We start from the raw sequence: 15,374 nt of genomic DNA, 5'->3' as shown, positions 1-15,374 counted from the left end.
ACCAGTTTACCCCTCAAAGAATTGGAATACTTCATTAGCGAATTTAATAACATCGCCCTCAGCTAACTGTTCTCTTCTGCCCTTAATAAGTTTCTTCTTATTAACAAAAGTTCCGTTTGCTGAACCAATATCTTCTAATTCAACTACCCCATATTCAAAGTGGAATACTGCATGTTTACGACTGATTAATCCGTTACCTTTGATTTGAATATCTGTACCTAACTTACCGAATGTAGTTTCAGTTTTTAATATACTTAGTTCATATCTTTCTCCATCACTTTCACGGATTAAGTATGGAATTTGTTCTTCGTCATCTTCGTCTAAGATAGTAGTTTTACCGCTATCAAAGTCCTCTTCTTGCTCATCTTCTATGTCATCCATTAAGAATGTAGTCTTATCAGTAGGCATTAGGATTTCATCATCATCTGACTCTTGAATACTCTCTTCAATTTCTACTGAACTTGCAACTTCTTCTCTTGCTTCTACTACTGGTTCTTTCACTTCTTCAATGATAACATCTGCTTCAATATCGTCTTCTTGAATTAATGGTTCAACTAAATCAGGCTCATCTATTACTTGCTCCTGTACAACAGGTTCTTCAATAATAGGTTCTTCCAATACAGGTTCTTCAATTGGAGTTTCTTTTATTTCAACTTCTTGTTTAGCTAGATTTTCCTTCGCTCTTTCTGACGATTCTACCGACTGCTCTAACATAGAATACGTTTTATTTACGAACATGTCTAGCTTATCTAAGCCCATATCTTCTTTTTGGAACATCTTTGCATACCCCTCAAGGAATGTCTTGTCCTTAGAAGACTTTGGTTTTGCAACTTCACCCATTTGATAGAACATGTGTAAGATGTTTTGTTTTGGTGCTAGGTTGTCTAGTATCCATAACGTAAGCTCAATCTTACCGTTTTCTTTGTTTATAAAGATGAAATCTAAGTCTAAATCAAGATAATCAGGTGAAATATTGTGAGAACTAATCGTTTGCATAGCATCTACGATACCTTTTAATAAAAGTACAAATTCACGACTATCTATCGGACTTTGTAACCTAGTTAGCACAGAATATTTACCCGTTAACTTTGCTCTAATAAATGTCTTTCGTTTTACCTTTTCAATTTCAAAAGGAAGAATACAGTCTACATTTTCAGACTTTAAATACTCAGCTAAGTCTTCTCTTGCTTTTTCTTTCTTTTCTAATTCGTTTACAATTACCCATTCATTGTCTTGGGTTAAAAGTTTTACAAACCCCATGAAATCATATCTCCTTTCTTTAACTCTAAATACGGATACCCTTTTGACGGTTCACTTACTAAAACAACTTTTCTTCGTGTACCGTTTAATACCCCTTCTTGCTCATTTACAACGTAATCTTGATTAATCTTGTTGTTTTGTAGGTCTTCTATACTATCATATACATCTAATGCACCGTCTACTAACCATATCATGTAGTTTAACATTGTTTTATCTAAACCAAATGCTTCTAAATTCAGTAACAAGACTGGATATTCTAATGCTTCAAGAATAATCCCATAGTCTTTATCAATTATATAGTTGTTTTCCTCTTCAAAAGATGTACTATCTTTTGTAGGTCTCTTTAACAACTCGTCTTTATCAATCGGTGTACTGAAATCATAGTAGTATTTATCGGTGTCTATTCTAGATGATTGCGTTTCAAGTATAGAATTTAACTTTTTATGCGTATACGATAATGGAGATTGTATGAACTGCATCGTTTCATGGTATAAATTACTTGACAATGAACCTAAATCCAAGTCTGATACTGAAACTGGGTGTACTTCCCATACGTATTGCATTTTGTTTTCCTTCTTAGGATATTCCTGTTTGTAGGAATCTTTCCTGTTATGCCCTTTCATGCCTTTATCTTGCAATTTAACCTCTTTCTTTTTAAAACGCATCATTGTTACTACTCTTGTGTAATCAAAACCTGCTAAGGACAACGTACCCCTAAACTCATAAAAATCATTCTCTACTAAATCGTTTGGTACATATACTACTAGTTCACCTTTTGTGAGTTTCTTTTCTCGACCTTGCTCACCTATAAAATGAACTCGAAATGATACGAATTTACAGTTTGGTGCTAACTCTTCTGAATGAAAGATAGGCGGTTTCTCTATCTTATGCTTCACATACCCACCTACAACGACATCCCTTAGACGACCTTTCTTGTCTATCTCGTTTAAGATATCAAAGGTGGGTATAGATGTATCAACAATTTTCAGTCTGTCTTCAAACACCAATACCCCTACTTTCTTATCTTTGTTTATATTAAATAAAGCTTTCAATAAAGACTTTTGCAATATCAGTCATTTCGTTTTCTAACTCTTTTAATCTAGTTTCGATTTCCATATACTCCGAACTATCTTTACCTTTGTCTATTTCAACTACCCCTTGCATACTTAATAATTGAGTAGAGTCTTCCTTTTTCTCACTATACTTCTTTAGTAATTCTTTCGGATACATAGTAGAGTCTCCTTTCTTATTCTTTTGGTTTACACTCTTTATCTAATCCCGCTTCGAATTCACCGCATACTTTACAAATAGCAAGACCTCCATCTAATACTAAGTTTGCTATTGTATCACTTTCCATTTCTTCGGGACTCTTGTTTGTAAAGTCTTCTTTTGTATATAATACATGATTATTTTTCGTTTTCATTGCTACCCCTCATTTCTCTTCTACAATCCAACCGTTTAACATAGCGTATTTATACTTTCTTGGATACTTTCTCTTCCAGTTTTCCCATTCTTTCGAGTGTCCTATTGTGGCTAAAGGGTCATTCCTTTTCTTCTTTTCAAGAATCTTTGCAACCCACTCAGGAACTACAGGTTTATAAAATTCATTTTCATTCATTTTGACACTCCTTTGTGTCTTCCTCGATTACTTCAACCGTTACTTTAACCTTCTTACCTTCAAAGTTAAACAGGTCTTGTGTTAAATAATCATTAATTTCTTTTATGTATACATCATGGTAAAGTGCATTACTGTTTCCATAATCAATTTCTTGCTCTACTACTTTACCGATGTACGTTTTCTTTTGTGGCATATAAGACACCTCTTACCCTAATGTAGTAAATCCTGCTGTTTTATAGCTCACATCACGGTCTACTATACTAAATTTACTATACATTGCATGAATTTCTAAGTCTTCTTCTACTAACTGGAATCCATACTCACGACACATTGCTTGAGCAATTACTTCATGTTGATTTGTATCTACTTGTTTTACAATTCGATGATATAAGTCTAAGAATTCTTCGTTTGTTATGTCTCCACGAATCATAAGTGTAGAGTAAGAGTATTCACTATGCTCATCTGTTGCAAAGCGTACAAATCTTACTTTAGGTAATCCTTGTAACTTTTCTTTTGTTGTCTCTTCATACTCTAACCAACTCTCTAATAATTCTCTCAGTTGAAATTTTGAAGATGCTTCTAGTGTTGTAAGTAGTTCTTCTCTATCTGCAATTTTAATTTCTGCTTTGAAAATCTCAGTCTTCTCACCTTTTCTCATTTTAGTCATTTCATAAACCGTCACTTCAAAACCTAATTCATCATACTTATTTAAAATCTCCATTTTACTACCCCTATTCTTGATTCTCTTTATCGTTTAACTTTACTTTATTCTCACACGAGAAACAAATGAACCCACACTCTGTTAACGAATGAATTGTAACAGACATTTGTTTCTCTATATTATGCCGTTTATTTTCTAACTCTTTATAGTCTACTTTGTTCTCACACTCATTACAGATTAATGTAAAACCTTTACTCATGTTTAACTACCCCTTAGTATGGTGAATATACTTCTATACGTCTTAAATCGTCTCTTACTACGTCTTCTTTCTTATAATCTTGTACAATACCAAATCCACTCATTGCATGAATCTCGAAAAAGTGAGTTTCTTTTACAAAACCATAACGTTTACATAACTCGTCTGCTATCTGCTCACGATTTAAATTTATACCTTCTGACACCACTTGATTGTACATGGAAATAAACTCTTGTTTGCTTAAATCTTTCTCAGTTAGTAAAGTTATAAATGTATAATCTCCAAAAGTTCCATCTGATATACGAAATGATTTCATCGCCTACCCCTCCTGTTATTTTGTTCTATTCCATACTATTTTTCTAGGTTGTTTCTTTTCTTTCACGGTTGCAATGTCAATATAATCTTTACCTTCTTCGTAAGGAATAACATCGGTATCTGATACAGGTTTATATACTTCAGTTGTGGCTCTAATTTCAAGTTTCTCTCTAGCTACAACTAAATCGAATCTTCTTTCCATTTCCTCTGCTAATTCCTCCAAGTCTCTATACTCTTTATCTTGTACGACTTCGTTATACATATCTATGAATTCCTTGTTTGATATACCTGATAATGATACCATAATAATTGCTTCATAGTCTGCATATTCCGAAAACCCTAGTTTAAAGTATGTTGCCATAACTCTACATCCCTTTCTATTCGTTTATTTCTGTTTCAAACTCTTTTAAATACGCAATGAACTTATTGTAAGATACAAGTCTTGATTGTAAAACATCAATGTCTACCCCTAAACTCTGTAACCCATCTGATTCGAATATCTCGTCTCCGTTTTCTACTCTTGTATGTAAAGACTCAATCTTACGTTTTGCACGTTCTAACTTCTCTTTTAACTCGTTTTCTACCAGTTTCTTTTCTGCCACTACTTTTGCTAATTGTATCTCTACTCGTCTCTTTTGGTCTTCGATAACCTTAACCTTTTTATTGTAATCCTCTATAGTAGGTAGTTCTTTCTCTTCTTTCATCGTAATAGTTGAACCTTCGTTTGCTACTTGTAAAGAATCAGTTTCTTCGCTACCATATACCTCTTTGATTGTTTTATTCCATGATTCAAAATGGTTTTCCTTTGTCATTATGAACATCCTTTCTTTATTACCTGTTTGCACTTTATCCTCCAAAATAAAAATAGTGCTACAAGTATTTTTCTCATTTACTTATAACACTATTATACCATAAATTTATTAATTTGTCAAGTATGTTTCCATATCTTACCTAACTTGTTTCTAAAATATTTATCTATAGTTTAGAAATCTAAATAAATAACTTTCTCTCCAACGTTTCCTTTTCGAATACTTGCACCCTTTAAAGTATATCCGTAGTTTGTTATCTCATTCGTATCACAATAAATTTCTACAATTGGATAACCTACAAAGGTACTTAGTTCTCTTGCTACTTCTTCCATGTTTCCCTCTACTGTAATCAAACAACCATCATCACAAGATGTCAATTGTATAATATCAAAATTTCTAAATCCTTCTTGTTTAGGCGGTAGAGAAATTTGTCTAAACCCGTTCTGATAGATAAAGAATAAAGGTTTCTTTTCTTCACTCTCTAGTTTCTTCTTTCTAGCTTCTTTCATCTTGTTTTTACGTTCTTCTATAAACCATACACCATTTGAGATAAATTCAGGTTCTAAATCAGCCATCGACTCTTGACCGTGAAAATAATAGTTTGTTTCTCCTAATTTACACTTTACATGTGTTTGATTGTTTGCCCATAACTTCATTGCTTTCCACATCGGAACTTCTTTCCAGTCTACCCCAAGACCGAACCTGTCTTTATCTGTATATCTACTTGCTCTACTCATAGTTCCCTACCCCTCTACAAACCATTGACCTTCTTTTACGAAGTCTTGGTCTAATTTATGTATCGTCTCTCCACCTTTAAAATAGTACTGTGAACGTTTCACTTGACATCGAATACTCTTACCTTCCTCAGCCCATAGTTTCATTGCTTTCCACATCGGTACTGATTCCCAAGTTGTACTATCATACCAGTTTTCTTTACTCACCTTTTAACCCTCCTTGTTTAAGCCACCATACTTCTATATACATACCCTCTATTTATTTTCTCTTCCTTACTTGTTGCGTTAGAACATGCACCTACTCGTTTTAATTCCATTTCAAAGTATACATCACCATCTTTAAAAGGTTTATTCTTTACGAAACAAGCATAATGACATAACTCGTGTTTCAGCACATCAACGATTGCTTCATTTTTAAAATGTTTATTTGCAAATGAACTAATATCTATGCTTTTCGGTTTTCTAGTTTCTTTTCCGTTTTCATAGATTAAAGCACCAGTAAATCTTGCAAACAGTTTACGTAATCTACCGTTTATTTTAACAGGTATCGTTAAATCTAAACCCCAATTCTCTTTACACAACTCTTTTGCTAATTGGTTTAAATACACTTCTGTACGTTCCATTTCACTATACCCCTTTCTGAACTATTAAAGCCATATGATAAAACTACTACCTATTATAGTGAAGAATATACCTGTTATCACATTCACTATCTTCATTTTACGCATTTCATCCTCGGTTACATCTTTTCTATTAGAAGGTTTTACTAGAATGCAAACTACCCCTAATATGATGAAGTATAGACCAACCATTATGATTATAGAGTTAGACATCGTTTATGCTACCTTTCTATAAGTTTATCTAGTTTATTTCATGAGTTCTTCTAGTTTACGTAATGCTTCTTTTCCTCTTCTGCTTAATACATCCGAAGTAAAAACAACATTTTTCTTTAACAGTTCTTTTGGATTATGTTCTTCTTGATAAGATTTATTGTACTTAATCCATTGGTTTTTAAGGTCTGTATATCTAAAATCAGATTTACTTTTTAATACAATTACTCTATCGTTTAACTCTATTCCTGCAAAAGTTACTACACGTAACAAGTCTGGATTAGGTAAAGAAACCTTAATTTCTTCAATTAACTCTTCTTTTGTCATTGACATGATATTTCCTCCAATACGTTTCATTTATATAAATAAAAAAAAATAGTACTACAAGATTTACTTTATCTCATAGTACTATTATACCATATGTTTATTAATTTGTCAAATATGTTTACTTTTCAGAACTTCCAAACAGACTAGAGAAGAAGTTTCCAATTGCTGAACCAATGTCTTTAATGAACTGCCATGAAGACTGAATGAAATTTTGACCTGCTTCGCTATCTTTAAAGTCTTTTAATTTACCAAACAGTTCTTTAGAACCTTCTACGATACTATCTTTGTATGTACCGATTTGTTTTACAAACTCTTCACTGTTTGCAATGTTTGAATCTTTAAAGTTGAACATGAAGTTTACAATTATATCTTTTTGCTTATCAGATACCGCTTGTTCAAGTTCAAGGGCTTTTAACTTCTCGTCTACAATCTTTTCAACATCTTCTTTTGTTAATTGTTTCTTTTGGGCTTCATCTAACTTAGCGATATCTTGTTTCATATCAGCGATAGCAACGTTTAATTGTTGGTCAGAGAAGTCTTTCTTATCTTTATTCTGTTCGTTGATTTTACCTAACATAGAAACTTCATCTTGTGCTAGTTTCATATCTTTTTGGTCAAGTTCAACACCGTTTTCTTTAAATGCATAATATACCCCTGCAAGTGCACCTTCACCAGTTGCTTTAACAGAAGAAGCTACCTCAATGTTTACATCAGTTAATCCAGCTGTTAGTGCCGCATTACGATATTGGTCTTGTGTAATACGAGTAATGTTTTTAGGTGTTTTGATGTCTACCTTAACTCCATCACCTTTATCAGTCTTTTGAACTACTACAGAAGAATAAATGTTTGAAGATGGGTCACCTTCACCTAAAAGTTCAACCATTTTCTTACCATCCATAGTAAGTGTTTTAAAGTTTTCTTTTACTGCAAGGTCTTTCTTAACTGAACCTAAATCAGCTTCCTTTAAAGATACCCCTTTTACGAATACTGGTTCAGACCAAGTTTCATGTACTACATCATCTTTTTGGATTTTGTCACTACCGTTTGTTTTTGTAGAGTCAGTTGAAGTTTTTGTGTCAGTAGAAGTTTGTGACTGTTTAGGCGTAGTATCTCCTGTTTCTGCTGATGCCACTGTTAACCCTGTAGTTAAAGTTGGTACTACCAATGATGCCGTTAGTGCTGTTGCAACGATTTTCTTTTTCATGTTTAATAATCTCCTTTTCCTATAAGGCGGTTTGTATATAAGATATTGCATGTTTATATAATATATGAATGCCTTCCCTAATAAACCTTATACACATGTATTTTATTTTAACCGCTATTTTTTTTACTTATTTTAAATCTAATACTATTATACCATAGGTTTACTTATTTGTCAAGTATGTTTGTATTAGTTTAATTTTTCTTTGTACTTTTGTAACTCTAATTCTAATTCAGACACTTTGTTTAATAAAGCTACATAAGTTTGATTACCTGATTCAAGTAAAGTTCTCAATCTTCCAAAAGATAAGACTGGCATTCCACTTTCAACTGACTCGTCTGTTCTATGAAATACGTTTAATTTCACCGTATTTCCCATGTACGGAATTTCAAATTGTTTATCTATCACATTTTTCGCAGATTTTCCTTCTGCTTCACCTCCTAATACCCATACGTCTTTCTATCATAAGTATAGTTTAAAGATGGTGTTTTAGACCAAAACTTGCTCAAGTTGGGTTGTCTGTACAGACAGTGGAATAGAATCTAAGTTAGATAAAATTTTATAAGTTCAATTAAAAATAGCCTAATTTTAACGATTCTCACCCTCTTACCTCAACTTTTATTATCTTTCCGTTTCCTCCTACCCCTTACAACTTGCACTAATTTTAACCTATACTTTTCTTTAAATATGTTTCTTTCTATAATAAAAAGGTATGCCACTCATAGTTTGAATGACATACCTTCTCGTTACTACCTATTCTTAATAAGAACTTAATGCATAGATATATTTGCTATCCATGATTTCGCCTTGTGACATTTCTAGTTCTAAGTCTACCCCTGTAAGAATAGACATCATCGTTTTAACCTGTTTTGGCAAGATACGACCAATTGGTTTTCTTACTTCATCACCCTTCTTTAATGAAATATAAACCGCCTTGTTTAACTGGTCTTCACTATCTTCTGACTTCGTTACTTCTGCTTTTAAAAGACTTACTAAAGCTGTCATTTTATGTTTTGGCATATTATCTGTTAATAATATATTTACAACAGGATACTGAATACCTGTTACTACGTTTCGTGTAATCTTATCTGTAATACCTGCTACTTCTTTATGTCTTACCTCTTCTTCGTATACTTGCATAATTACTACCCCTTCTTTCTACTTGATTACGGTTACTAGAGGTCTGTTTACGCTACCGCAAACATAACCTCTCGTTGTACTGCATTTAAATTCGCACTTGTGATATAAGCGTTTGTAAGGATTTCTTTATCCTTTTCTACATCAATGAATACGACTTGATATCCTGTTTTATCTTGATGAACCTTCGGTTTAATGATTTGCATAATACTTGGAACAAACTTGAAGTATGCTTTCTTCTCTTCTACGTTTAAGAAACAACCATACTCATTTATTTTTGTTAATAAGAGTTGTTTATTGCTTTCAGCGTCTTCCCTTGCATTGTAGTAATATTCACCTTCATGCTCGTTTACTGCTGACTTTGCTTGTTCTTTCTCTACATCAACATCATGTGGTGATAGCAACTGTACAGTCGCTCTATCAATACCCCTGTATTGGCAATAGAAATCAAGTAAAACTTGTAAATCTTCAAAGTTTCCTAATACCATATCTTTTGGTATTTCATTTACATACCACTGTTTGTCCACTTTTAACTTCTTACAATATGCTGTTACTTTCTCATCTAATGTAATTTCATGTGTTTTAGATGGTGGTACAAGTTTATCTGCACGGTGCTTGATAATAGATAATACGTTTACATCGAAATCGTATCTGTTACCTGCTTCTAATTGTGAGAAGTAATTTTTCATTAACTCGTCTTGTACTCTATTGACTTGTGAGTTAATGTAATCATAAGTTACTGCTGAAATAACTTGACCGTTATTTTCTTTATTATTTAAGTATCTATCTGCATACTCTAGTTCGAATTGGTTAATACGTTTTGGAACCCACTCACAGAACTCATCTAAGTTACCGTTCCAATCGAACTCACTTGTTTTACCTTGGATTTCTTGTTGTAGTTCTGTAGGAATCTCAACTGCTTTTGCTTCGTACCATGAACGACCTACCCCAAACCCGATGTATAGAGGACAGAAACCGTCTACTTTTAATTCCATTTCTTCTTTTAATACTTTCATCCAGTCTAGCGGGTGAATCTCCATTGACACTTCCATTAACAGTTCATCATGAATGAAGCCCGGAAGTAATACTTTGTCTAACCAACCTTCATTGATGATTCGTAGGAATAAACGTACAACTGCTTGTTTATAAATGTCTGCCGCTGTACCTTGGATACGCTGATTACCACCTTGACGTTTAATAGAACCAACTGATGTTGTTTCTTTATTATAGTAACGTCTACGACCAAAGTGTGTTTCTGTATAACCATATTTAACTGCATCACGTTGGGCGTTTACGAAGAACTCACGAACGTTATCTTGCCCTTTGAAGTATCTTTCACGTAAAGCCGTTGCTTTTCTTGTATTCTCTTTTGATACCTTACCGAATATTGTCATACCCAGTTTCTCATTACCCATACCAAACGGAATACCGAAGTTAAAGGCTTTCGCTTCACCACGCATGGCTTTTGATACAAGTTCATATGGTATCTGATACATGTTTGATGCTTGTAGTTTATGATAATCCGTATTCGGGTCTTGGAAGGCTTCAATTAATGATAACTGTTTACTCATTGAAGCGATTACTCGATACTCAATACTTGAGTAATCCATGTCTCCCATCCAAAAACCAGGTCTTGGCTTAATGTACTTTTTAACGGTATCATTGTAAGACTGGTAGTTTGGTTTCGAAATAGATACACGACCTGTTTTTAAGAACTGTTTTACCCCACTAAACATGAAACCATCAGGCGTACAGAACTCAGGTAAGTTCTTGGAGAAGTTTTTACGTAATGTGTTTACTTCATTGAACTCTTGGAAGTAGTTAACGAACGGATACTTAGGTGTATCATCAGGGTTTGTCATCTTAGACAAGTTCTTTAATGCCTTTTTATCCGCTGTTAGCTTACCATCTAACTTGTACTGCTCAGGCGCACCAAACACTTCATATATGATTTTCAGTTTTTCCACGTTTGATTGTGGGTTGAAATTATCTGCATCATAGTTTACTTTACGTAATTCATTACGCATTTTACGTTCTGCTTCTTGTAAATCTCGGTCAATATCTTGTACTAGTTGGTCTGTTTCATTTACATTAACGAACTGACCGTGAAACTCACTATACCCTATCGCACATGCGAAGATAGACTCGAATTGTACTACTTTTGTAGCACCCCAGTTTTCTAGCATGTTTGTTTCTAGCATATAATGATATAATGCTAACGTATTATCAGCATCGGCACAAGCATATAGACGTACAAGTTCTTTTGGTAAATCTGCGAAGTTTTGGTCAATTGAACCAAAATCACCATTCTTACATAAATCATCCAATTCCAGTGAATCACGTTTAAGCAATAATGAAATTAAGTGCTTCAAACCAACTGGTGTTTGATATTTTGCATTTAGTGTTAATGAGAATACCGCAAATGTATCTATTACTACGTTTAACACGATACCGTAAATATAAATAACTTTCCAGTCGAACGATGCGTTGTGGACAATGATGTCTTTCTTTTCTAATAACGGTTTCATGTATGTTTCCATGAAGTACCAATCATCGCCACCACATAAGTTATCAAACTGTGTATGTTTGAATGGGAAGTAGAAACTCTCCCCTTCTTTACCTGTTATGATTAAACCTACACACTCATCATGCTCACCTGTTCTTGACTTGAATGTAATGTCTAATCCTGTTGTCTCGGTATCGACTGCTAATACTTTAAATGTATTTAAATACTCAATCGTTTCCTGTAATGTCTCATCTGTTACCATGATATAATTTCTATCTAGTAACCAACTAAAGTCTCTATCAGGATTGGCTTCCATAATCTCTTCAATTGTTTGATAGAATGGAGAATCCATATCATTAATGTTACCGAAGTCTAGTATCTTTTTCTTACGTTCTACGATACCAAAGAAATCAAATAAATCGTCTTTCTTGAATTTAGCCGTTACATTCTCTTTTGTTGTTCTGTATGCTTCTGTATACCCTGTAGACTCTTGCTCATACAGTTTAATATCAAAACCATACCCCTCAAATGAGAACTTTGTGATATTACTATAACTTAATTCAACCCATGCATAGTAGTCTCCTACTTGCACTTCATGTTGTGTTGTAACCCTTGGGTCAAATGCATTACCTACTAGTTTTAATGTATTGTTAATATTTCTACAATTGTTTTTGATGTAACGCATTAATACCCCTAGACGACCAAAGAAATCCATGTTTGGCGTAAATCGTTTACCATCAGGCGCACGTTCTGACTCTACCGCCATTGTAGTTCCTTTAATCTGAATACGCTTTTCTGTATAAGCTAACTGCGTATTATCAGGGTCTAGATACTGCATTGATTTAGTTATCGGATTGCACAATGTCAAATTGATACTACCACTTGTGTCTAACCCATACACATTGTAGTGCATCCCATCGTATTTAATATGTCCTTTTAACAAAACTTACACACCTCTCTATATTACCAACTCTTATACTCTAGTTTCTATTTTCGTTCTTTCACTCTACTACACTTGTTTCTTTCAAATAGCCCTTTATTTGCCTTTATAAAAAGCTATTTACCTAATACTTTCTGATAGACTATGAAACTATTGTTTTATCATTTGTTTCATCCGTTTTGTCTGATAAACCCTTACTGCATAATCTTTATTGATTGTAAATACAAGACTTTTTGGGTTTACACCCTCAATTGAAACAATACCCCTCTCACAAAGCATTGCTAAACCTTCTCTTACCTGTTTTAGTGGGGCTTCTAACTCGTCTGTTATCTTTTCAATGCTTGTTATTACTCGATTATGCAAACCCATTTCTGATAATAGATAACCTAAGATTCCACCCTCATAACTACAACTAGAAATCACTTTTCGTAACTCTTCAAACTTGTCTCTGTTAAATTGAATGACATCTTGCATTGTTTTACCCTCGTTTCATTGTAATTTTATTGAAATTAAATACGAACTGAATAGGAGTACCGATGTGTAATCACTTTACCTCAAGTTATTAAGAAAAGAGTAATGTTTTACACTATCCTACCCCTATTCAATTTGCATTCTTACTCCTTATAACTACGTCTAAAACAAGCCTTACTTCTTTCTTACTGGATTCGATTATCTGAACTAAATGTATTGTTTAACCACTGAATAACCTCTTGTGCTTCCTCTTGTTTCTTTACTTTATTACCATACTTACGTAGTGTTTCCCCTAAGTCTCTTCTCTTAGAATCAGAAATACTAATCATAATTTGCTCTTTAGGAATGCTATCAGGGTCTTCTAATGTCATTTCTAATAGTTCTTCATAAGACAATCCGTGGTTTTTACCTATCTTTTCAAAATCACAAATACATAACAACATATTTTCTCTTACCTCAGGCATGTTTGCCATGTAAAATAATAGGTGTGGTACTCGACTAAATAAGCCTTGAACATACTTTCGAATGTCCATAATTTCAAATACGGAGTCTGGGATGTCATCATATCCATTAAAAGTAATAATTAAAGAAGCATATCCTCTACTCTCACGTTTATCAATAGTACGAATGTGTTTCATAATACGACTATAAATAGCACCTTCTACTTCTTCTCGTTGCACATGGATAATAATGTAGTCTCCCATGTGAACCTCATGTGTTAACTGTGCATTTTCTCTAGCGAATTCCTTAAAGTCGAAACCGTCTAACATCTTTACACCTTCTTTTCAATTCTTATTTATTACCTTAGTTTACCTGTTCTACCTATTATTCCCTAACGTTTTAGGCTCTTACTTTTTAAACCTATTGAAAGGTAACTACTGTTTGGATAGTTACCTAAGTTTAAGACTTATTTTGATAGTACTGCTTGTAAGAATAGAGATACTTCTCTTATAAAACCTAAACCGTAGTCTAAATGTTCTTTATTTTCTCCATCAAGTTTACCTTCTACATGCCCTTTTAGGCTTGTATTTAGAGTATCTAATGTTGAAAATATCTCTTCTTCAACCGTTTCATACTGGATAGCTGAATACTGATATTCTCTATCTGTTAGCTTCAATAAGTTTAGTAAGATTTCTTCATATGTTACTGTATCAAAACTAACTGCTTTTAAACTACCTAATGTATGTGATAAAGCATACTTGACTGATTTTAAGTCTGAATGCTTGTACATAATCTTTCTGATACCAATAGTAGACTTAACTAACAGATTCTTAATATCCTCTTTACCTTCTACAGTTTCTACTATTTCATCTAATAAATCTTGAAGACCTCTGTCTATGGTAATTATTGTTAACAAGAATAACTCTTGATAATCCTCTTCTGTATCATCTTTTGCACTTATAGTTCCTTTTGGAAGCCTACAGTTTAAATATTCTACAAGCATTCCTACATATTCTTGAATATCTTCTAATTTTTCTACATATTTGTCTACCTTATTTAATCCTAGTTTTACTTTGATTAAATCTTCTTCAACAACGTGTAACTCTTCTGTAATTACTTGCTTGTCCATCGTTTATACCCCTTTCTTAACTTACCCCTCTATAATTTCTTTTAACATAGAAACTACAATGTTTCCTTGTTCTTCTACCGTCTTACTATAACGCCAATCTGCATCCTTCATGTGACGTAGGGCGTCTTCTATGTTACTGATACAATTTGTAAGGATAGAACTCATTCTTTCCTCGACTGTACAAGAGTTATCTAAATGAGGTTCTACCCCTGTTAGTAACTTACCTACAAACTCGTAATCAAACATAGCTTCTGTTATACGGTCTTGCATTAAATCATCATCTGTAGCGAGAAAAGCTAAGTTCATTTTATCTAAAATAGAACTATAATTTTGCTTTAATAAGTCTCTTTTCATAACACTACCCCTTATTCGGCTGATAGGTGGTTTATAGCACTATCTATACTTAGGAATATCTTTTCAATACTCGGTTTCAACTCTTCATACCTTTTTACTTGTTCTTCGTTTCCGTTAAAAGGCTTACCAAATGAGTTATTAAGGGATGTTTTAACTGTATTTAAGCTGATAATAGCTTGTACTTCCAACTTATTATACATTTCTAACGGTTTTGCATCATTAAATATAAAGTTTTTAACTTCTTCTAATTCTTGTTTTGCTTCTTTTACTTTTAAGTTAGCTAATTTATTATTGCTAACTGGCATAATTTCTAAAATACCACTAGCTACAGATATTTCAGCTATTGCTTTTGCTCTATGTTTTGAAATGACAGTTGACATCTTTT

The 15,374-nt window shown here is 33.3% G+C and carries 24 protein-coding genes; all 24 read right to left on the bottom strand.

The features are described 5' to 3' along the window. Positions 1 to 6 precede the first annotated feature (6 nt). Positions 7 to 1,260, bottom strand: a complete 1,254-nt coding sequence (locus ASE54_RS26105) for an FHA domain-containing protein (protein ID WP_000508139.1) — start codon at positions 1,258 to 1,260, stop codon at positions 7 to 9. Then, positions 1,248 to 2,264, bottom strand: coding sequence for a hypothetical protein (locus ASE54_RS26100; RefSeq protein ID WP_000461270.1), 1,017 nt, complete (start codon positions 2,262 to 2,264; stop codon positions 1,248 to 1,250). Before ASE54_RS26100 ends, ASE54_RS26105 begins: the two co-directional genes overlap by 13 nt. A gap of 31 nt (positions 2,265 to 2,295) precedes the next feature. Next, positions 2,296 to 2,490: a hypothetical protein gene (locus ASE54_RS26095; RefSeq protein ID WP_000283262.1), complete on the bottom strand. Its 195-nt coding sequence runs from the start codon at positions 2,488 to 2,490 to the stop codon at positions 2,296 to 2,298. 16 nt (positions 2,491 to 2,506) lie between these two features. Beyond that, the gene (locus ASE54_RS36560) at positions 2,507 to 2,683 is read right to left on the bottom strand and encodes a hypothetical protein (RefSeq protein ID WP_000850686.1); all 177 of its coding nucleotides are present in this window, start codon (positions 2,681 to 2,683) and stop codon (positions 2,507 to 2,509) included. 9 nt (positions 2,684 to 2,692) lie between these two features. After that, entirely contained in the window at positions 2,693 to 2,878 is a 186-nt protein-coding gene (locus ASE54_RS26090) for a hypothetical protein (RefSeq protein ID WP_001004734.1), read from the bottom strand. Beyond that, positions 2,871 to 3,071 (bottom strand): hypothetical protein, encoded by a 201-nt coding sequence (locus tag ASE54_RS26085; RefSeq protein ID WP_057187517.1) that lies wholly within the window; start codon positions 3,069 to 3,071, stop codon positions 2,871 to 2,873. Before ASE54_RS26085 ends, ASE54_RS26090 begins: the two co-directional genes overlap by 8 nt. Positions 3,072 to 3,083: 12 nt before the next feature. After that, positions 3,084 to 3,599, bottom strand: coding sequence for a hypothetical protein (locus ASE54_RS26080; protein WP_000404429.1), 516 nt, complete (start codon positions 3,597 to 3,599; stop codon positions 3,084 to 3,086). A 10-nt stretch (positions 3,600 to 3,609) separates the two neighbouring features. Further along, entirely contained in the window at positions 3,610 to 3,798 is a 189-nt protein-coding gene (locus tag ASE54_RS26075; RefSeq protein ID WP_000033408.1) for a hypothetical protein, read from the bottom strand. 13 nt (positions 3,799 to 3,811) lie between these two features. Continuing rightward, positions 3,812 to 4,111, bottom strand: a complete 300-nt coding sequence (locus tag ASE54_RS26070) for a hypothetical protein (protein ID WP_000834751.1) — start codon at positions 4,109 to 4,111, stop codon at positions 3,812 to 3,814. A 15-nt stretch (positions 4,112 to 4,126) separates the two neighbouring features. Next, complete coding sequence (locus tag ASE54_RS26065) at positions 4,127 to 4,471, bottom strand: hypothetical protein (protein ID WP_000257080.1); 345 nt, start codon at positions 4,469 to 4,471, stop codon at positions 4,127 to 4,129. A gap of 16 nt (positions 4,472 to 4,487) precedes the next feature. Next, on the bottom strand, positions 4,488 to 4,922 hold the full coding sequence (locus ASE54_RS26060; RefSeq protein WP_226790173.1) for a chromosome segregation protein: 435 nt from the start codon (positions 4,920 to 4,922) through the stop codon (positions 4,488 to 4,490). Between the two features lie 170 nt (positions 4,923 to 5,092). Beyond that, positions 5,093 to 5,656, bottom strand: a complete 564-nt coding sequence (locus ASE54_RS26055) for a hypothetical protein (RefSeq protein WP_000085609.1) — start codon at positions 5,654 to 5,656, stop codon at positions 5,093 to 5,095. A 6-nt stretch (positions 5,657 to 5,662) separates the two neighbouring features. Then, positions 5,663 to 5,860, bottom strand: coding sequence for a hypothetical protein (locus ASE54_RS26050; RefSeq protein ID WP_000032377.1), 198 nt, complete (start codon positions 5,858 to 5,860; stop codon positions 5,663 to 5,665). A 17-nt stretch (positions 5,861 to 5,877) separates the two neighbouring features. Further along, positions 5,878 to 6,276, bottom strand: coding sequence for a SprT-like domain-containing protein (locus ASE54_RS26045; protein WP_000442474.1), 399 nt, complete (start codon positions 6,274 to 6,276; stop codon positions 5,878 to 5,880). 243 nt (positions 6,277 to 6,519) lie between these two features. Continuing rightward, the gene (locus tag ASE54_RS26035) at positions 6,520 to 6,816 is read right to left on the bottom strand and encodes a hypothetical protein (RefSeq protein WP_000063053.1); all 297 of its coding nucleotides are present in this window, start codon (positions 6,814 to 6,816) and stop codon (positions 6,520 to 6,522) included. Positions 6,817 to 6,928: 112 nt separating this feature from the next. After that, a complete protein-coding gene (locus ASE54_RS26030) occupies positions 6,929 to 8,014 on the bottom strand; it encodes a DUF1002 domain-containing protein (RefSeq protein WP_000727297.1) in 1,086 nt (361 codons plus the stop codon). 186 nt (positions 8,015 to 8,200) lie between these two features. Then, complete coding sequence (locus tag ASE54_RS26025; RefSeq protein WP_000565922.1) at positions 8,201 to 8,419, bottom strand: hypothetical protein; 219 nt, start codon at positions 8,417 to 8,419, stop codon at positions 8,201 to 8,203. A gap of 351 nt (positions 8,420 to 8,770) precedes the next feature. After that, positions 8,771 to 9,151 carry a hypothetical protein gene (locus ASE54_RS26020; RefSeq protein WP_001198496.1) on the bottom strand — a complete coding sequence of 127 codons (381 nt, stop codon included), beginning with the start codon at positions 9,149 to 9,151 and terminating at the stop codon, positions 8,771 to 8,773. 47 nt (positions 9,152 to 9,198) lie between these two features. Further along, positions 9,199 to 12,597 (bottom strand): DNA polymerase, encoded by a 3,399-nt coding sequence (locus ASE54_RS26015; protein WP_000911653.1) that lies wholly within the window; start codon positions 12,595 to 12,597, stop codon positions 9,199 to 9,201. 147 nt (positions 12,598 to 12,744) lie between these two features. Beyond that, entirely contained in the window at positions 12,745 to 13,068 is a 324-nt protein-coding gene (locus ASE54_RS26010; protein ID WP_001154399.1) for a hypothetical protein, read from the bottom strand. Positions 13,069 to 13,250: 182 nt separating this feature from the next. Further along, a complete protein-coding gene (locus tag ASE54_RS26005) occupies positions 13,251 to 13,835 on the bottom strand; it encodes a hypothetical protein (RefSeq protein WP_000883956.1) in 585 nt (194 codons plus the stop codon). Positions 13,836 to 13,972: 137 nt separating this feature from the next. Further along, positions 13,973 to 14,635 carry a hypothetical protein gene (locus tag ASE54_RS26000; protein ID WP_000361053.1) on the bottom strand — a complete coding sequence of 221 codons (663 nt, stop codon included), beginning with the start codon at positions 14,633 to 14,635 and terminating at the stop codon, positions 13,973 to 13,975. Between the two features lie 21 nt (positions 14,636 to 14,656). Then, positions 14,657 to 14,989 carry a hypothetical protein gene (locus ASE54_RS25995; protein WP_000817544.1) on the bottom strand — a complete coding sequence of 111 codons (333 nt, stop codon included), beginning with the start codon at positions 14,987 to 14,989 and terminating at the stop codon, positions 14,657 to 14,659. A gap of 11 nt (positions 14,990 to 15,000) precedes the next feature. Further along, positions 15,001 to 15,369, bottom strand: a complete 369-nt coding sequence (locus tag ASE54_RS25990; protein WP_000108747.1) for a hypothetical protein — start codon at positions 15,367 to 15,369, stop codon at positions 15,001 to 15,003. Positions 15,370 to 15,374 lie beyond the last annotated feature (5 nt).

Origin of the sequence: Bacillus sp. Root131 (assembly GCF_001429475.1) — a bacterium.
GTDB lineage: Bacteria > Bacillota > Bacilli > Bacillales > Bacillaceae_G > Bacillus_A > Bacillus_A thuringiensis_S.
The sequence above is the reverse complement of the archived record's forward strand: the minus strand, read 5'-3'. Positions and strand labels throughout refer to the sequence as shown.